This window comes from Mesorhizobium sp. WSM4841, from assembly GCF_055811515.1.
The window spans coordinates 138,141-156,095 of the sequence record NZ_JBVVQC010000005.1 but is presented as its reverse complement, the minus strand read 5'-3'; the positions used below and the strand labels follow the sequence as shown (position 1 = coordinate 156,095).

The 17,955-nt window shown below is 62.3% G+C and carries 14 protein-coding genes and 1 pseudogene; 12 read left to right on the top strand and 3 right to left on the bottom strand.

Annotated elements, in window-relative coordinates:
* Positions 1–166: 166 nt before the first annotated feature.
* The 11 genes and pseudogenes from pyrH to lpxB all read left to right on the top strand — a co-directional run bounded on the left by pyrH (position 167) and on the right by lpxB (position 11,608).
* A complete protein-coding gene (gene pyrH, locus AC0L14_RS08105; RefSeq protein WP_095492866.1) occupies positions 167–889 on the top strand; it encodes a UMP kinase in 723 nt (240 codons plus the stop codon).
* Between the two features lie 126 nt (positions 890–1,015).
* A complete protein-coding gene (gene frr / locus AC0L14_RS08100) occupies positions 1,016–1,570 on the top strand; it encodes a ribosome recycling factor (protein ID WP_077384157.1) in 555 nt (184 codons plus the stop codon).
* 17 nt (positions 1,571–1,587) lie between these two features.
* Positions 1,588–2,331: pseudogene (locus AC0L14_RS08095) on the top strand (isoprenyl transferase); the annotation flags it as partial.
* Complete coding sequence (locus tag AC0L14_RS08090) at positions 2,328–3,173, top strand: phosphatidate cytidylyltransferase (protein WP_473749128.1); 846 nt, start codon at positions 2,328–2,330, stop codon at positions 3,171–3,173. The pseudogene AC0L14_RS08095 and the gene AC0L14_RS08090, both read left to right, overlap by 4 nt.
* A 116-nt stretch (positions 3,174–3,289) precedes the next feature.
* Complete coding sequence (gene rseP, locus AC0L14_RS08085; protein WP_473487011.1) at positions 3,290–4,432, top strand: RIP metalloprotease RseP; 1,143 nt, start codon at positions 3,290–3,292, stop codon at positions 4,430–4,432.
* A gap of 217 nt (positions 4,433–4,649) precedes the next feature.
* Positions 4,650–7,001, top strand: a complete 2,352-nt coding sequence (gene bamA, locus AC0L14_RS08080; RefSeq protein ID WP_473749127.1) for an outer membrane protein assembly factor BamA — start codon at positions 4,650–4,652, stop codon at positions 6,999–7,001.
* Between the two features lie 178 nt (positions 7,002–7,179).
* On the top strand, positions 7,180–8,238 hold the full coding sequence (gene lpxD / locus AC0L14_RS08075; RefSeq protein WP_473487009.1) for a UDP-3-O-(3-hydroxymyristoyl)glucosamine N-acyltransferase: 1,059 nt from the start codon (positions 7,180–7,182) through the stop codon (positions 8,236–8,238).
* Between the two features lies 1 nt (position 8,239).
* Positions 8,240–8,698 (top strand): 3-hydroxyacyl-ACP dehydratase FabZ, encoded by a 459-nt coding sequence (gene fabZ / locus AC0L14_RS08070; protein WP_123145852.1) that lies wholly within the window; start codon positions 8,240–8,242, stop codon positions 8,696–8,698.
* 13 nt (positions 8,699–8,711) lie between these two features.
* Positions 8,712–9,545 (top strand): acyl-ACP--UDP-N-acetylglucosamine O-acyltransferase, encoded by an 834-nt coding sequence (gene lpxA, locus AC0L14_RS08065; RefSeq protein WP_473526774.1) that lies wholly within the window; start codon positions 8,712–8,714, stop codon positions 9,543–9,545.
* Positions 9,532–10,434: an LpxI family protein gene (locus AC0L14_RS08060; RefSeq protein ID WP_473487007.1), complete on the top strand. Its 903-nt coding sequence runs from the start codon at positions 9,532–9,534 to the stop codon at positions 10,432–10,434. Before lpxA ends, AC0L14_RS08060 begins: the two co-directional genes overlap by 14 nt.
* On the top strand, positions 10,424–11,608 hold the full coding sequence (gene lpxB / locus AC0L14_RS08055; RefSeq protein ID WP_473487006.1) for a lipid-A-disaccharide synthase: 1,185 nt from the start codon (positions 10,424–10,426) through the stop codon (positions 11,606–11,608). Before AC0L14_RS08060 ends, lpxB begins: the two co-directional genes overlap by 11 nt.
* Before the next feature lie 97 nt (positions 11,609–11,705).
* On the opposite strand, the gene gltA is transcribed toward lpxB, so the two are convergent.
* The gene (gene gltA, locus AC0L14_RS08050; protein ID WP_065009590.1) at positions 11,706–13,034 is read right to left on the bottom strand and encodes a citrate synthase; all 1,329 of its coding nucleotides are present in this window, start codon (positions 13,032–13,034) and stop codon (positions 11,706–11,708) included.
* A gap of 181 nt (positions 13,035–13,215) precedes the next feature.
* Entirely contained in the window at positions 13,216–14,640 is a 1,425-nt protein-coding gene (gltX, locus tag AC0L14_RS08045) for a glutamate--tRNA ligase (RefSeq protein WP_473749125.1), read from the bottom strand.
* A 102-nt stretch (positions 14,641–14,742) separates the two neighbouring features.
* On the opposite strand from gltX, the gene AC0L14_RS08040 reads away from it, so the two are divergent.
* Positions 14,743–17,199 (top strand): ComEC/Rec2 family competence protein, encoded by a 2,457-nt coding sequence (locus AC0L14_RS08040; RefSeq protein WP_473526771.1) that lies wholly within the window; start codon positions 14,743–14,745, stop codon positions 17,197–17,199.
* On the opposite strand, the gene lexA is transcribed toward AC0L14_RS08040, so the two are convergent.
* On the bottom strand, positions 17,193–17,930 hold the full coding sequence (gene lexA / locus AC0L14_RS08035) for a transcriptional repressor LexA (RefSeq protein ID WP_095492879.1): 738 nt from the start codon (positions 17,928–17,930) through the stop codon (positions 17,193–17,195). The two genes, AC0L14_RS08040 and lexA, sit on opposite strands and share 7 nt — an antisense overlap.
* Positions 17,931–17,955 lie beyond the last annotated feature (25 nt).

Here is a 17,955-nt window from a genome sequence, read left to right as displayed (position 1 = left end):
GTCCAAGATGATTTGCCCGGCGAACCCAACCCACTGAACGCGTGTTTCCGGGGGCGGGCGCCGCGGCCCCGCGGGCCCCCCTTCGTGTATCGGAACCCAATGTTTCGGGGCAGCGCCTGCGCGGCGGCAGCCCGAGGCGCGTCGCACGCACGATAATGAGGATCAGATGACGGTGAAGCCCCTCTACCGACGTGTCTTGCTGAAAGCGTCGGGCGAAGCGTTGATGGGCGAGCAGCATTTCGGCATCGACGTGTCGGTAGTCGATCGCATCGCCGCCGACATCGCCGAGGCCCGCGCCCTGGGCATCGAAGTCGGCGTCGTCATCGGCGGCGGCAACATCTTTCGTGGCGTGGCGGTTGCTTCCAAGGGAGGTGACCGGGTCACCGGTGACCACATGGGCATGCTTGCCACCGTCATCAACTCGCTGGCGCTGCGTACTTCGTTGAACAAGATCGGCGTCGACGCGGTGGTGCTGTCGGCAATCGCCATGCCTGAGCTTTGTGAGAGCTTTTCGCAGCGCCAGGCGACCGCCTACATGAACCAGGGTAAGGTCGTCATCTTCGCCGGCGGCACCGGCAATCCGTTCTTCACCACCGATTCGGCGGCGGCGCTGCGCGCGGCGGAAATCGGCGCCGACGCGCTGTTCAAGGGCACTCAGGTCGACGGCGTCTATTCTGCCGATCCCAAGAAGGACCCGAATGCGACACGCTTCGAGCGCATCAGCCATGGCGAAGTCATAAAACGTGGTCTTTCGATCATGGATACGGCCGCGATTGCACTTGCGCGGGAAAACAACATTCCGATAATCGTCTATTCGATCCACGAGAAGGGTGGTTTCGGTGATATTCTGAGGGGCGGCGGCCGTTGCACGGTCGTCACAGACGACTGATCGGGAGCCCGATCCCGAACCGAAGGTTTCCCGTAGGCGAAAAGCGGGAACCGGTTTTCGGATTGAGGCTTGAATACGGGGTTACCCTGAACAGTGAACCCGGGCTAACGGGTCGAGGAGACGATGATGAGTGGCGAATACGATGATCTCAAACGGCGCATGGACGGGGCGATCGCTGCGTTCAAGCACGATCTGGCTTCGCTGCGGACCGGCCGCGCTTCGAGCAACCTGCTCGACGCGATCCAGGTGCAGGCCTATGGCACCACTATGCCGATCAACCAGGTGGCAAACGTGTCGGTGCCTGAGCCGCGCATGATTTCGGTTTCGGTCTGGGACAAGTCGATGGTCGGTGCGGTCGATCGCGCCATCCGTGAATCCAATCTCGGCTTCAATCCGATCGTCGACGGCACCAATCTCAGAATTCCGCTGCCCGAACTTAACGAACAGCGCCGCAAGGAGCTGGTTAAGATCTCGCATGGCTACGCCGAGAATGCGCGCATCGCCGTGCGCCACGTGCGCCGGGACGGCATGGAGTTTCTCAAAAAGGCGGAAAAGGACGGCGATATCAGCGAGGACGATCATCGCAAGCGGTCCGACCAGGTCCAAAAGCTCACAGACGAGATGATCGGCACCATCGACCATCTGCTTTCCGATAAGGAAGCAGAAATCATGCAGGTTTAAGGGTAGGTGACCGACCCGAAAGCGAGACTATGACAAGCCCCGCGCATGTCGCGATCATCATGGACGGAAACGGACGCTGGGCCAAGGCGCGCGGCCTGCCACGGCTTGCCGGCCATCGCGCCGGCGTCGAGGCGCTGCGCAACACGGTGCGCGCCGCTCCTGGCCTCGGCATCTCCTTCCTGACCGTCTACGCCTTCTCGTCGGAAAACTGGTCGCGGCCGAAGTCCGAAGTCAGCGACCTGATGGGCCTCTTGAAAATCTTCATCCGCCGCGATCTCGCCGAGCTTCACCAAAACGGCGTGCGGGTCAGGATCATCGGCGACCGGGCAGGGCTGCAACCTGATATCAGGACCCTGCTTGAAGAGGCCGAAACGCTCACCGCCCGCAACGACGCGCTGACCTTGGTCATCGCTTTCAACTATGGCGGACGCGACGAGATCGTGCGCACGGCGCGCAAGCTTGCCTCGGCGGTGGCGCGCGGCGAGCTCGACAGCGAGGCGATCACGGCCGAATCCTTTGCCGGCTCTCTCGACACCCAGGGTATTCCAGATCCGGAACTGGTCATCCGCACCAGCGGCGAGCTCAGGCTGTCGAATTTCCTTCTGTGGCAAGCGGCCTATAGCGAGCTTGTCTTCCTGCCTTGCTACTGGCCCGATTTCAGCCGCGAGCATCTGGCCGACGCATTGCGCGACTTTGCCAGTCGCGAGCGCCGTTTCGGCGGGCTTGGCGCTCAAGACGTCGCCGTGACGGCCAAGGGATGAGCAACCTCCAGCTTCGCGTCATTTCTGCCGTCGTGCTTGCGGTCGTCACACTCGGCCTGACCTGGCTTGGCGGACTGCCCTTCCGGTTGCTTTGCGCCGCCATGACGATCCTGATCTTCTACGAGTGGACGCAAATGTGCCGCCCGGTCGCCGCCACGGGTCTTGGTTTTCTGCCGGAGGCGCTGCTTCTGGTTTTCGTCGGCGGTTTGGTCGCCGGCCTGCCGGCGTCATGGCTGCTGCTACTTGTGGCAGTGATGGTCGTTGTCACCGCGGTCGTGGGTTCGATGCGCCAGACTTCGATGGGCCAGACTTCGATGCATCAAACGGGACAGTGGGACGCGTCCGGCCTTGCCTATGCCGGCATTTCCGGCCTGTCACTTGCCCTTTTGCGCAACGGCGACCATCCCGGCCTCGTCGCCATTCTGTTCCTGTTCGCGGTGGTTTGGGCGACCGACATATCAGCCTATTTCGTCGGCCGCGCTGTCGGCGGTCCGAAGCTGGCGCCATCGATCTCGCCCGGCAAGACCCAGAGCGGGGCGCTCGGCGGCGCTGTCGGCGGCGTGGTTGCCGGGCTGCTTTTGGCCGCGGCGGCCGGGGCCGGCAATCTTGCAGTGCTCGGCGTCGTTGCACTCGTGCTTTCGCTGGTCTCCCAGGCTGGCGACCTTTTCGAATCATGGGTGAAGCGCCGCCACAACCGCAAGGATTCGGGCACGCTGATACCGGGCCATGGCGGCGTCATGGACCGGGTCGACGGGCTTGTCGCGGCGGCATTCGCCCTGTACGTCATCGGCTGGATTTCGGCGACCGCCGACCATCCGGCACAGGGGCTGTTTCCAGCTTGATCGGCATTGTTTCCTGGCCTGGTATCTTGACCTGCGCAGGATGCGCCATGGATTCGCCTGGATTGATGCCACAGTCGCGGTACGACCGTGCTGCGGACGAATTTTGAGGACATGAGTTGAACGAGATTCTTCACGCGGTTTTCAGCACGGAAGGCTTTGTCCTTGGCACGCTGGTGCCGTTCCTGTTCGTGCTGACCGTAGTCGTGTTCGTCCACGAGATGGGGCATTATCTCGTCGGCCGCTGGTGCGGCATCGGCGTAAAGGTCTTTTCGATTGGCTTCGGCCCGGAACTCTTCGGCTTTAATGACAGCCATGGCACGCGCTGGAAACTCTGCGCCATTCCACTCGGCGGCTACGTCAAATTCGTCGGCGACATGAACGCCACCTCGAGCCAGCCCAGCTCGGAGGAGATCGAATTGCTGACCGATGCCGAGCGCAAGGTTGCGTTTCACACGCAGCCGGTCTGGAAGCGCGCGGCGACTGTGGTTGCCGGCCCGCTGTTCAATTTCCTGCTGACGATCGCCGTCTTCGCGGTGCTGTTTACCGCCTATGGCCGCCCCGTGATGGAGCCGATGGTGGCTGAAGTCACCGCCGACAGCCCAGCGGCGCAGGCCGGCATCCTGCCCGGGGACCGATTCGTCAGCGTCGACGGCAGCAAGGTCCAGACCTTCGCCGACGTCCAGCGCCGGGTCTCGGGCCGCGGCGGCGACGCCATCACCTTCGTCATGCTGCGCGGCGGCAAGGAGATCACCGTTACGGCGACGCCGCGATTGATGGAACAGGAAGACGCGCTGGGCAACAAGGTCAAGGTGGCCGTGATCGGCGTCGTCAACAACCAGGAGTTCGGCCAGCCCCGCCTGATCACCTACAGCCCGGCTGGCGCACTGGCTGCCGCGGTCGAGGAAACCGGCCACATCATCCAGGGTACCGGCCAGTTCCTGCAGCGTTTCGTCGTCGGTCGCGAGGATAAATGCCAGCTGGGCGGCCCAATCAAAATCGCAAAGATGTCGGGGCAGGCGGCAAAACTGGGCTTCGACTGGCTTGTGCAACTTGTTGCGCTGTTGTCGGTCGGGATCGGTATTCTCAACCTTTTGCCGATTCCTCCCCTCGACGGCGGCCATCTCCTGTTCTACGGCGTGGAGGCCGTCATTCGGCGACCGGTGTCGGAACGTATGATGGAGATGGGTTACAGGGCCGGCCTGCTTCTCGTCTTGGGCTTCATGGGGTTCGTTTTCTGGAACGACCTGTTTGGATGCTGAAATCATGAAGAAATTTGGCTTCGACACAGCCAATGTTGAGACGCCGTTTACCATGCATGGGGATATGCGTGACGCGAAAGCCACGCCACAGGGTTAAGTAAATACAAATTAACCAGGAGCCTTGCGTGTAGGGAAAATCCGGTTAATACGGTGGGGGAAATTACCGCACGTCCGGTTTTCTCGCCGTGGGGACTTCGAGAAAAGGTACAAAAGCCCGATGAAGGCAGCATCCAAGTTTCTGAGCGCCGCGTCCGCGGTGGCCCTGTCCGTCGCCCTGGTCGTACCAGGTGCGCTCGCAGTGCAGTTCGTTGCCACATCGGCGGCCGAGGCCGCTGTTGTTTCAAGAGTTGAAGTCAGCGGCAATCAGCGGGTCGATGCCGACACGATCCGCAACTACGTCACGATCAAGCCCGGTAAGCCCTTTTCCAGCTCCGATATCGACGATGCGGTCAAGGCGCTGTTCGGCACCGGGTTGTTCTCGGACGTCCAGATCAACCAGGTCGGTTCGTCGCTGGTCATCAAGGTTTCCGAATATCAGGTCGTGAACCAGGTGCTGTTCCAGGGCAACAAGAAGCTCAAGGACAACGCCCTTGCGGCCGCGGTCCAGTTGAAGCCGCGTGGAACGTTCTCGCAGCAGGCGCTCGATGCCGACATCGAGGCGGTCAAGGCCGCCTACAGGCGTATCGGCCGTGACGACGCCGCCGTGACCACCCAGATCATGGATCTCGGCGACAACCGCGTGAACGTGGTCTTCAATATCAACGAAGGCGGCCGCACGCAGATTGCCGCGATCAATTTCGTCGGCAACAGCGCCTATTCGAGCCGTCGCCTGTCCGACGTCATCTCCACCAAGCGCTCGTCCATCCTTTCGTTCGTGCTGCGCGACGATGTCTATGACGAAGACAAGCTGCGCGCCGACGAAGAGCTGCTGCGCCGTTTCTATTACAACCACGGCTATGCCGACTTCCAGGTGATTTCCGCGGTCGGCGAACTCGACGAGACCACCAACAAATATACGGTGACCATCACCGTGCAGGAGGGCGATCGCTACACCTTCGGCGACGTCAGCGTCGAGAGCACGATTCCCGAGGTCGACGCTGCATCGCTGCAGTCGGTGGTCGAGACCCGCAAGGGCGAGGTCTACAACGCCGAGGATGTCGAAGACACCATCATCGCATTGACCGAGAGGGTCGCCGGTTCCGGCTATCCCTTCGCCCAGGTGACGCCGCGCGGCGACCGCAATTTCGAGAACCGCACCATTTCGGTGGTCTATACGATCGACCAGGGCACGAAGGCCTATGTCGAACGCATCGAGATTCGCGGCAACGACCGGACACGCGACTATGTCATTCGCCGCGAATTCGACGTGAGTGAGGGCGATGCCTTCAACCAGGTTCTCATTCAGCGCGCGAAGAAACGGCTGGAAGCGCTCGATTATTTTGAGAAAGTCGAGGTTTCCACCGTGCCCGGCTCTGAGCCGGACCAGGTGGTGCTGGTGGTCGACGTGGTCGAGAAATCGACCGGCGAGTTCTCGGTCGGCGCCGGCTATTCGACCGGCGGCGACACGTCAGGCCCATCCATCGAAGGAGCGATCACCGAACGCAACTTCCTCGGACGCGGCCAGTTCATCAAGCTATCGGCGGGCGGCGGCAAGAATTCGCGCGACTACAGCTTCTCCTTCACCGAGCCCTATTTCCTCGGGCGGCGCATTGCCGCCGGTTTCGACATCTTCAACCGGACCAGGGAATACGACGACTATAAGAGCGAGACCCTAGGTGCGACAGTGCGCTTTGGCCTGCCGATCACTGACGACATCTCGACGCAGCTGGCGTATAATATCTCGCAGGAGAAGTACAAGCTCGACGATGGTTGCGATCCACTGGCTGGCTGCGACGTCTCTACGGCTATCCTAAACGGCATTGAGGAAAGCCCGTGGCTCAAGTCGTCGGTCAGCCTCGGTCTGGTCTACAACACCATCGACGACATGAAGAACCCGCATGAAGGCATCTTCGCCAATGTCACCACGGAATTCGCCGGCCTCGGCGGCGACGCCAAATTCGTCAAGGTGACGGCGCGTGGCAGCGTCTACCAGACGTTGTCAGAGCAGCTTGATCTGGTTGGTTTGATTTCGGGCGGGGCTGGCCATATCCAGGGCTACGGCAGCGACGAAGACCTTCGCATCTTCGATCATTTCCAGAGCAGCGACCGCATTATCCGCGGCTTCGCCTATGGCGGCATCGGTCCTGTCGACGACCAGGGCTTTGACGACCATCTCGGCGGTACCACCTATTTCAACGCCTCGGCGGAAGCCCAGTTTCCGATGCCGGTCATTCCGGAGAGCTTCGGCCTGCGCGGCGCGGTCTTTGCTGATGCGGCGACACTTTATGGCAATGATGTGGCGGGTGTCGATCCATCGACAACCGACATGGAGTGGCGCGCCTCGGTCGGTCTCGGCATGATGTGGGCGTCGCCCTTTGGCCCGATCCGCATCGACTATGCGATACCGGTCCTCAAGGAGGACACCGACGACGTGCAGGAATTCAACTTCGGCATATCGACCCGCTTCTGATTGGCGGGAGACGATGCTTCCGGGCCGTAGGGGTCCGGAATAGAGTGATCCGACACTACAGCGCCGCGCGTCCTCTTGGACGCGCAAAGGACGCTGTAGAACTTTGATTTTGCGCATGATCCTCCGAAAATCGATTCCGATTTTCGGGGTCATGCGCTAGCTGGATATAGCTTCTGGAATGACCGATCCGGTGTTCTTCGCGCCATCACGCCGGTATACGGCTGGCGAAGTCGCGAATCTGACCGGCTCGGTGCTTGTCGAGTCCGGCCTCTCGGAAATATCGATCGAAGCCTTGGCGCCGGCAAGCGAAGGCGGCGAGCACGCTCTTGTCTTCGTCGATGGCAGACGCAACTTCGCGCTGATGCAATCGCTGCGGGCAGCGGCGGTTCTCTGTCCCGCCGAATTTGCCGGCAAAGCGCCGGCGGGTATCGCGGTTCTGGTCCATCCGCGCCCGCAACAGGCTTTCGCGATGGTCGGACGCCTTCTTTTCCCGGCGGCTGCGACACCGGCGCCGATGACCGGCGAAACCGGTATTTCGCCGCATGCCCATATCGATCCATCGGCGCATGTCGAGGCCGGCGCGATCGTCGAGGCCGGCGCGATCATCGGCCCCCGCGCTTCTATCGGCAGCGGAACCGTCATTGCTCCTCATGCCGTTATCGGTCCCTCCTGCCAGTTCGGCCGCGACGGCTATGTCGGTCCAGGCGCCAGCATCCAGTACGCGCTGATCGGCAATCGTGTCATCATCCATGGCGGCGCCCGCATCGGCCAGGACGGTTTTGGCTTCGTGGCCGGGGCCAAGGGCCCGGAGCGCGTCCCGCAAATCGGCCGGGTCGTTATCCAGGACGACGTCGAGATCGGCTCGAACACAACGGTCGATCGTGGCGCCATGTCAGACACGATCATCGGTCAAGGCACCAAGATCGACAATCTGGTGCAGATCGCTCATAACGTCCGCATAGGCCGCAATTGCATAATCGCCGGCCTTTCGGGTATTTCCGGTTCCGTAACGGTGGGCGACAATGTCACCATGGGTGGCGGTGTCGGTCTTGCGGATCACCTGACCATTGGGTCTGGGGCCAAGCTTGCTGCAAGAAGCGGGTTCATGAGCAACGTCCCCGCGGGCGAGATTTGGGGAGGGTACCCGGCGCAGCCGATGGCGGAGGCGATGCGGGAGATCGCGGCTCTGCGAAGACTGGCCAGGGCGCGGAAATCCGGCGACGGGGGGAAGAGCTGAGATGGTGGCGGCGACGACGCTCGAGGCGGTCGACATATTGGGGCTGATGAAGCTCCTGCCGCATCGTTATCCGTTCCTGATGATCGATCGCATCATCGACATCGATGGCGACGAGTCGGCTATCGGCATCAAGAACGTGACCATAAACGAGCCGCATTTCCAGGGTCATTTCCCGGATCAGCCGGTCATGCCCGGCGTGCTGATCGTCGAGGCGATGGCGCAGACGGCCGGCGCCATCTGCATCCGCAGCCTGGGCACCGAAAAACCGTCGCTGGTCTATTTCCTGACCATCGACAATGCCAAATTCCGTAAACCGGTCGTTCCCGGCGACCAGTTGAAGATCCATGTGAAGAAAATCAAGAAACGCGGCAACCTTCTCAAATTCGCCTGCGAGGCTCTCGTCGACGGCGTCAAGGCCGCGGAAGCCGAGATCTCGGCGATGATGGTCGCGAGCGACTGACGATCGAATGCTTATGAAAATCCAGACAGTCATCCATCCATCGTCGTTCATCGAGGCAGGCGCAAAAATCGGCGAAGGCGTCCGCATCGGGCCATTCTGCCACATCAGCGCCGACGCGGTGCTCGGCGACCGCGTCGAACTGGTCAGCCACATCTCGGTGATGGGCGCGACCACCATCGGTGCGTCGACCAAGGTCTATCCGATGGCGACACTGGGCGCGCCGCCGCAGAATACCAAGCACAAGGGCGGCCGCACCACGCTGGTCGTCGGTGAGAACTGCACGATCCGCGAAGGCGTGACCATGCACCTCGGCACCGATTCCAGCCGCGGCGAGACGACGATCGGTGACAACGGCAACTTCCTTGCCTACGCCCACATCGCCCATGATTGCATTGTCGGCAAGAACGCCACCTTCGCCAATCAGGCGACGTTGGGCGGCCATTGCGAGATCGGCGACAACGTTTATATCGGTGGTCTCAGCGCCGTTCATCAGTTTGTCCGCGTCGGCGACAACGCCTTTCTCGGCGGTTGCTCGGCATTCGTCGGCGATGTCATTCCCTACGCCATCGCCGTCGGCAATCGCGCCAGCCTTCGCGGTCTCAACATCATCGGCCTGAAGCGCGCCGGCCTGCCGCGCTCCGAGATCCACACGCTGCGCAAGGCCTACAGGACGATCTTCGATCGCTCCCGAACCGTCGGCGAAAACATCGAATTCGCCAAGGCGGAATTCGCCTCGTCACCGACCGCCATGAAAATCATCGATTTCATCGCCAGTCGCGGCAAGCGGCACTATGCCGTCCCGTCGCTCAAGGCTGGCGACGGCGACGATGCAGATGACGAAGATTGAGGCCACTCGGACGGGCCTTGATCTCGCGCCAGACGCCAAGGTCGGCATCATTGCCGGCGGCGGCAGTTTGCCGGTCGAAGTCGCCAAGGCGCTTGCTGGGCAAGACAAGTCTCCCTTCGTGGTAATAGTGGCGGGCGAGGTCGACCGCATATCCGACTTCGACGCCTACGAGCAGGCGACGTTGAGGCTGGAGGATGTCGGCTCACTGCTGCCGACGCTCAAGAACCATCATGTTACCCATTTGGTGACAGCGGGCCATATCACACGCCGCCCCAGGCTGAGCGCCATGCGCCTCAATCTCGGCCTGCTCGCCTGGGTGCCCAGCCTTCTTGTCGGTGTAACCCAAGGCGACGACACCGTGCTGAAACTGTTCGTGCGAAGGGTCGAGCGCAGCGGCATCAAGGTTGTCGGCGCCCATGAGATCGTGCCGGAACTGATCGCGGCCGAAGGGACGCTGACCAAGGCTGCGCCGCGGAAATCCGACTGGCGCGACATCGAAGCGGCGCATACGGCGGCAAAGGCCATCGGCGCGCTGGATATCGGCCAAGCGGCTGTTGCGATCGGCGGCCGCGCCATCGCGCTGGAAGGCGTCGAGGGCACTGACGGATTGCTCGATCGAACAAAGCAGTTGCGCGGCCATGGCAGGCTGGCCGGCAGAACGCGCGGCGTTCTGGTCAAATGCGCCAAGCCCGGCCAGGAGTTGCGCGCCGACCTGCCCTCCATCGGCCCGCAGACGGTCGAGGCGGCGCATGCCGCCGGACTTGCCGGCATTGCCGTCGAGGCCGGTCGCTCGCTGGTTCTGGAAGGCCCCACCGTCGTCGCCCGTGCCAATGCGCTCGGCCTGTTCGTGATCGGCCTGCCTGCTGCGGAGCCGGTGCATGGCGACTGAGAAACCGCTGAAGATCGCGATCGTCGCCGGCGAAGAATCCGGCGATCTGCTTGGCGCCGACATTATAGAGGCGCTCAAACGCGCGACCGGCCGCGAGGTCCGGCTCGTCGGCATCGGCGGCCGGCATCTGCAGGCGCTCGGCCTCACGCCGCTCTTCGACGGCGGCGAGATCGCGCTGATGGGCCTGAGCGCCATCCTGCGCGACCTGCCGCGCCTGATGCGGCGGATCAGCCAGACGGGCAATGCGGTCGCCGGTGAAAAGCCCGACTGTCTCATCACCATCGACAGCCCGGATTTTTCGCTGCGCGTGGCTAAGAAGGTTCGTGCCGCCGATCCGGCAATCCCGATCGTCCACTATGTCTGCCCGAGCGTCTGGGCCTGGCGACCCGGCAGGGCGGTGGCGATGAAACCGTATGTCGATCATATCCTCTGCATCTTGCCCTTCGAGGTGAAGGAGCTCGCCCGCCTCGGTGGTCCGCCCGGCACCTATGTCGGCCATCGCCTTACGCACGATCCGGGCGTGATCGGCGCTGCCAAGGCGCAAAGCCTGCCGCGCGACCTGTCCGACGATCGTGTGAAGACACTGCTTGTGCTGCCCGGCTCGCGTCGCGGCGAGGTGCTACGGCTAGTCGGCCCGTTCGGTAAGACGATCTCGATCCTGCGCGCACGCGGACACCGCTTGCGCCTGCTGTTGCCGACGGTGCCGCATGTCGCCGACCTGGTCAGGGCTTCGGTGGCAAGCTGGGACGAGAAGCCGGAAATCATCCTTGATCCCGAACGCAAATGGCAGGCCTTCGGCAAGGCCGATGCAGCGCTGATCTCATCGGGAACGGTGTCGCTGGAATTGGCGCTGTCGGGTGTGCCGATGATCTCCTGCTACCGGCTCGATCCGGTCATGCGGATGGCCCAGCGCCTGATCACCGTATGGAGCGCCGCCTTGCCCAATCTCATCGCCGATCGCCCGATCGTGCCGGAAAGCTACAACGAATATGTGCGGCCGCACTATGTTGCGCGGCAGTTGGAGGCGCTTTTTTCCGACACCCCCTATCGCGCATGGCAGAAGGACGGTTTTGCCGAGGTGGCCAGACGCATGGCTGTCGACGGACCTTCCGGCGATATCGCTGCGGGGGTCGTGATGAGGTGCATCAAGGGAGCGAGTAGGGGTAGTGAGTAGTGAGTAGTGAGTAGTGAGTAGTGAGTAGATTGCAAAGAACCGCTCAGCGTCTAGAATTCTTATTTACTACTCACTACTCACTACTCACTTCTTCTCTTCATCGCTTTGCAATCGGCACGTAGTCGCGTTCCGGCGCACCTGTATAGAGCTGGCGCGGGCGACCGATCTTCTGGTGCGGATCCTCGATCATCTCTTTCCACTGCGCGATCCAGCCGACGGTACGAGCGACCGCGAACAGCACGGTGAACATGGTGGTGGGGAAGCCCAGCGCCTTCAGCGTGATGCCGGAATAGAAATCGACGTTCGGATAAAGCTTCTTCTCGATGAAATAGGAGTCGGTCAGCGCGATCTTTTCCAGTTCCATGGCGATGTCGAGCAGCGGGTCGTCCTTGATGCCCAGTTCACCCAAAACCTCATGTGCGGTCTTCTGCATGATCTTGGCGCGCGGGTCGTAGTTCTTGTAGACGCGGTGGCCAAAGCCCATCAACCGGAACGGATCGTTCTTGTCCTTGGCGCGGGCGATGAATTCCGGGATGTGGTCGACATGGCCGATCTCGCCCAGCATGTTCAAGGCCGCCTCGTTGGCGCCGCCATGGGCCGGTCCCCATAGGCAGGCAATGCCGGCGGCGATGCAGGCAAACGGGTTGGCGCCTGACGAGCCGGCGAGGCGGACGGTCGAGGTCGAGGCGTTCTGCTCGTGATCGGCATGCAGAATGAAGATGCGCTCCATCGCACGCGCCAGCACCGGGTTGATCTTGTATTCCTCGCACGGCACGGCAAAGCACATATGCAGGAAGTTGGCCGCGAAATTCAGCTCGTTCTTCGGGTAAATGAAGGGCTGACCGATGTGGTATTTATAGGCCATTGCCGCGATCGTCGGCATTTTGGCGATCAGCCGCATCGACGCGACCATGCGCTGATACGGGTCCGAGATGTCGGTGGAATCGTGATAGAAGGCTGACAGAGCGCCGACCACGCCGCACATCACCGCCATCGGATGCGCGTCGCGGCGAAAGCCGGTGAAGAAGCGCGACATCTGCTCGTGCACCATGGTGTGGCGCGTCACCCGGTAGTCGAAATCGTCCTTCTGCGCCTTGGTCGGCAATTCACCATAGAGCAAGAGATAGCAGACTTCGAGGAAGTCGCCGTGCTCGGCCAGCTGGTCGATCGGATAACCGCGATGCAAAAGGATGCCGGCATCGCCATCGATAAAGGTGATTTCCGACTCGCAGCTTGCCGTCGACGTGAAGCCGGGATCGTAGGTGAACGCCCCGGTGGTGCTGTAAAGCGAGCCGATGTCGATGACATCAGGTCCGACCGAGCCGCTTCGCACCTTGAGCTCGTGAGTTTTGCCGCCGAATTCAAGTTTAGCAGTCGACGCGTGGGTTTTGCCGCCAAATTCCATCTTTGTCGCAGCTTCGGACATTGCAAACTCCTTTTGGTTTTCTCATGCCGGCAAAGGCGAAATATCTGCAACGCAACACGTCGAAAGCATCGGAGTTCGCGCGTTTGCGCCCGCAATTGGATTTGCGTGCCAAATTGGGCCAAGACCTAATGTTGCACTGCGAAACCCACCTTTCAATGCCAATCTTCTTGGGCCAGTTTTGCTAATCGATTTGATCCGCGACGCGCGCCAGGCTTTCCTCACGGCCAAGCACGGCAAACACGTCGAACACGCCGGGCGAGGTGCTTTTGCCGGTGAGCGCGGCGCGCAAAGGTTGGGCCACAGCGCCGAGCTTATGGCCGCCGGCCACCGCATATTCCCTGATCGCGGCTTCCGCCGCTTCGGCCGTCCAGTCGCCTGAAATCGCCTTCAGCGCCGCGTGGGCGCCCCGCAGGATCTCGCGCGCTTCACCGCCGAGCAATGCAGCCGCCTTCTCGTCGATCGGCAGCGGCCGCTCGGCAAACAGGAAGGCGGCACCGTCGGCCAGTTCGACCAGCGTCTTGGCGCGCTCCTTTAGGCCTGGCAGCGCGGCGAGCATCTGTGCCTTGCGCGTGTCGTCGAGGCGCGCTGCGATCGCCGGGCCGCCTTCGAGATAGGGCAAGGTGTTGATGAAGATATCGAGCAATTCGGCGTCGTTCATGCGGCGCATATGCACGCCGTTCAGCGCCTCGAGCTTGGCGAAGTCGAAGCGGGCGGCCCCCTTGTTGACGTCGCCGATGTCGAACCAGGCAATCATGTCGGCGATCGACATGACCTCGTCGTCGCCGTGGCTCCAGCCGAGCCGCGCCAGGTAGTTGAGCAGTGCCTCAGGCAGGTACCCCATGGCACGATAGGCTTCGACGCCGAGGGCGCCGTGCCGCTTCGACAGCTTGGCGCCGTCGGCGCCATGGATCAGTGGGATATGCGACATCGACGGCACGTCCCAGCCCATGGCTCGATAGATCACCATCTGGCGGGCGGCATTGGTCAGATGATCGTCGCCGCGGATGATGTGGGTGATGCCCATGTCGTGGTCGTCGACGACGACGGCATGCATATAGGTCGGATTGCCGTCCGAGCGCAGGATGATGAAATCGTCGAGATCCTTGTTGGAGAAGCGGACTTCGCCCTGCACGAGATCATGCACCACCGTCTCGCCGTCGGCCGGCGCCTTGATTCGGATCGCGCCCTTGGCGCCGGCTGGCGCCTCGGACGGGTCGCGGTCGCGCCAGCGGCCGTCATAGCGGGGAGGCAAGCCCTTGGCCCGCGCGCTCTCACGCATCGCTTCCAGTTCAGCCGGCGTAGCGTAGCAGTAATAGGCCTTGCCCATGCGCACCAGTTCCTCGGCGACCACGCGGTGGCGCGGCGCGCGCTCGAACTGCGATACCGGCTCGCCGTCCCAGGTGAGGCCGAGCCAGGAGAGTCCGTCGAGGATGGCGGCGGTTGCCGCATCGGTCGAACGCTCACGATCGGTGTCCTCGATGCGCAGCAGCATCGTGCCGCCGGTGTGTTTCGCATACAGCCAGTTGAACAGCGCCGTGCGCGCGCCGCCAATATGCAGGAAGCCGGTGGGCGAGGGGGCGAAACGGGTGACGACCTTGTCGGACATGGAACTCTCAGGCAAGCGCAGGAAGCGGATGTGATTGCGCGGACTTTCGCGCGTCGCGCGTTCATGTAGCATAGGAGGTCAAGGGCGCAAGGGGCAGACCCGATGGCTGGACCAGGCCGCGGCGCGGACAAGAGCGAGGGCACGACCACAAGCGTCAGCGAACGATCGCTGTTTGCCGACGTTCCCCACGCCGAGCCGCTACCCGTTTCGCTGCCTGCGTCGCACCCGGGCATTCAGCCCCTTTCGCCGGACCGCGCCGCGCCAACACCGGCTCCAACACCCGGGCCTGTCATTCGTTTCCGCCGACAGCTTAGCCATCTTTCACCATCCGGTATCCGCAACAGCGTGGCCTCGGCAGCCGGCCTGGAACTAGACCGCGGCGTCGCCTTTCTGCTGGTGCCGGTTTTTCTGGCATGCGGGGTGATCGTCTATTTTTCGCTTGCCGTCGAACCGGACTTTCCGCAGCCTATTGCCGTCGTGGTCCTCACGGCATTGTGTGCGGCAGTGACACGCTCATGGCGCAAAACGCATCTGTGCTTCATGGCAGCGTTGCTGTGCGCACTCGGGCTACTCGCCGCCAAGGTTGAAACCTGGCGCGTGGGAACGCAGATGCTCGGCTCGGAAATCCAGACCCAGCTCACCGGCCGTGTCGTTAGGCTCGATCAGATGGCGAACGGCCGGATCAGGCTGACCATCGACGTGATGTCGACCGCCCGGCCGACACTGCGTTATGCGCCGGAACGTGTCAGGGTTTCGGCACGCAAAATTCCCGCTGAGATGACCGCAGGCTCGGTGGCAACCGGCTATGTGAGGCTTCTGCCTCCGACTGGCCCGGTTAGGCCGGACAGTTATGACTTCTCCTTCGACAGCTATTTCGCCGGTATCGGTGCCAGTGGCTTTTTCCTCGGCAATCCGAAGATCGTCGTTTCCGAAGATGCACCGTTCGCCGCGCGCATTTCTTCCTCGATCGAAAAGGCGCGTGAAACCATCGCCGACCATATCAGGGACAGCATCGGTGGCGCCGAGGGGGAGATTGCCGCCGCGCTGATCGTCGGCGTGCGTGCCGGCATTCCCGAAGAGATAAACGAATCGATGCGGCGCACCGGCATCTACCACATCATCTCGATTTCCGGCCTGCACATGGCGCTTGTCGCCGGCACCATCATGGGATTGCTGCGCGGCGCCTTTGCGCTGGTTCCCGATTTTTCGTCGCGCCGGCCGGTCAAAAAATATGCGGCTGCTGCCGCACTCGTTTCCATCGCTGCCTATCTGATTTTTTCCGGTATCGTGGTCGCGGCTGAACGCAGCTTTATCATGCTGGCGGTAATGCTTGTCGCCGTGCTGTTCGACCGGGCGGCACTCACCATGCGCAATCTGGCGATTTCGGCCATCGCCGTCATCGTCGTGTCGCCGCACGAGGTGGTCGGCCCAAGCTTCCAGATGTCCTTCGCCGCGACCGCTGCTCTCGTGGGCGCCTATGCCGGCTGGTCCGACTATCGTGCCGACAAGGCCACCGCGCCGCCACAGCGACGGTCAACGATCGCTTTCGTCACGCGAAAACTTGCCGCTGGGACAGGTACCATCGCAATGACCTCCATCATTGCCGGCAGCGCCACCGCACTCTTCGCCATCTGGCACTTCCAGCGCGTCTCGCCGCTCAGCCTGTTCGCCAATCTGGCCGTCATGCCGATCGTCACGGTCGTGATGTTCCTGGCCGTCGTCAGCGCCTTGGCAATGCCGTTCGGCTTCGACGGCCCTTTCCTATACATGATGGGCAAGGGGCTGACGGCCATGATTGCAATATCGGGATGGATCTCCGAGCGGTCGCCGGTCGATGCCGTCGGGCTGATCTCGTTGCAGTCGGTTCTGCTGGTGACGGCCGCCCTGGTCATCGCCACGATGGCAACGACATGGTTGCGGCTTGCGGCACTTCCCTTTGCGCTCGCCGGCCTGCTGACGATTTCCGAGACGCGCACCCCCGACGTGCTGATTTCGGAAGATGCGCATCTGGTGGCGCTGCCGATCGGCGGCGGCGAACTTGCCGTCAACCGGGTGCACTCGAACGAATTCACCACCGACAACTGGAAACATGCGCTGGTTTCAGCGACCATTGTCGAGCCGGAGACATTCGAAAAAGGAGACGTGCGGTTCGACATCGTCGACCCGGCCGACCTGCCGCCGGGAGCGCCCTTCTACTGCACTGCCGGCCTGTGCCTCGCCCGGCACCAGTCCGGCGCGATCATCGCGCTCGCCGACGACCGCAAAACCGCACGGCCAGCCTGTGCCTTTGCGGATTTGATCGTCATCGATGATGCCACAGCCTATTATAATCCCTGCCGCAATCCGCTGGTTCTCGTCGTCACCAAACGGCAGCTCGCTCGCATGGGCAGTGCCGCCGTCTTTTTCGATCCGCTATCTGCGACGACGCGCGCAGAAATCCGTTTTGCCGTCAGACAGCCCTATAGGCCTTGGCATGAGCAGCGGAGATTTTCGCGCGAGGCGAGGGGCCTGCCGCCATACCGCAGGGCCGAGAAACCCAAAAAGCCTGCCGTTCAGTAACGCCGGATCAGTCCGACGAGCTTGCCTTGCACCTTGACCCTGTCCGGCCCGAAGATGCGCGTCTCATAGGCCGGATTGGCGGCTTCCAGTGCGATCGAGGCACCTTTGCGGCGGAACCGCTTCAGCGTCGCTTCCTCGTCGTCGACCAAGGCGACGATGATCTCGCCAGGCTGGGCGGTGTCGGCGTTGCGGATGATGACCGTGTCGCCGTCGAAAATGCCGGCCTCGATCATCGAGTCACCCTTGACCTCCAGCGCGTAGTGCGTGCCGCCGGTGATCATGTCCGGTGGTACCGAAATCGAATGCGTCTGGTGCTGGATGGCGTCGATCGGCACACCGGCAGCGATGCGGCCCATCACCGGTATGGAGATGGTGGCAACGACGTCGTCGTCATTGCCGGCTGCGGGCATGCGCGAAGGCGCCGGCTTGATCTGTCGTCCGAGGCTGCCCTGCCCAAGGCTGCCCTGAATGACGCTTGGCGAGAATTTGCGCGCCGCATTGAGGCCGGGCGCGATCGAATCGGGCAGGCGCAGCACCTCCAGCGCGCGGGCGCGGTTGGGCAGGCGGCGAATGAAACCGCGCTCCTCCAGTGCAGTGATCAGCCGATGGATCCCCGACTTCGAGGCGAGGTCGAGCGCTTCCTTCATCTCGTCGAACGAGGGCGGAATGCCGCTTTCCTTCAGCCGCTCGTGGATGAACATCAGCAGTTCATGTTGTTTGCGTGTCAGCATCGCGACCCCCAACAGAATCAGAAAA

Coding starts and splice junctions, on each gene's coding strand:
- pyrH (WP_095492866.1), top strand. CDS start 167: ATGACGGTGAAGCCCCTCTACCGACGTGTCTTGCTGAAAGCGTCGGGC.
- frr (WP_077384157.1), top strand. CDS start 1,016: ATGAGTGGCGAATACGATGATCTCAAACGGCGCATGGACGGGGCGATC.
- AC0L14_RS08090 (WP_473749128.1), top strand. CDS start 2,328: ATGAGCAACCTCCAGCTTCGCGTCATTTCTGCCGTCGTGCTTGCGGTC.
- bamA (WP_473749127.1), top strand. CDS start 4,650: ATGAAGGCAGCATCCAAGTTTCTGAGCGCCGCGTCCGCGGTGGCCCTG.
- lpxD (WP_473487009.1), top strand. CDS start 7,180: ATGACCGATCCGGTGTTCTTCGCGCCATCACGCCGGTATACGGCTGGC.
- fabZ (WP_123145852.1), top strand. CDS start 8,240: ATGGTGGCGGCGACGACGCTCGAGGCGGTCGACATATTGGGGCTGATG.
- lpxA (WP_473526774.1), top strand. CDS start 8,712: ATGAAAATCCAGACAGTCATCCATCCATCGTCGTTCATCGAGGCAGGC.
- AC0L14_RS08060 (WP_473487007.1), top strand. CDS start 9,532: ATGACGAAGATTGAGGCCACTCGGACGGGCCTTGATCTCGCGCCAGAC.
- lpxB (WP_473487006.1), top strand. CDS start 10,424: ATGGCGACTGAGAAACCGCTGAAGATCGCGATCGTCGCCGGCGAAGAA.
- gltA (WP_065009590.1), bottom strand. CDS start 13,034: ATGTCCGAAGCTGCGACAAAGATGGAATTTGGCGGCAAAACCCACGCG.
- gltX (WP_473749125.1), bottom strand. CDS start 14,640: ATGTCCGACAAGGTCGTCACCCGTTTCGCCCCCTCGCCCACCGGCTTC.
- AC0L14_RS08040 (WP_473526771.1), top strand. CDS start 14,743: ATGGCTGGACCAGGCCGCGGCGCGGACAAGAGCGAGGGCACGACCACA.
- lexA (WP_095492879.1), bottom strand. CDS start 17,930: ATGCTGACACGCAAACAACATGAACTGCTGATGTTCATCCACGAGCGG.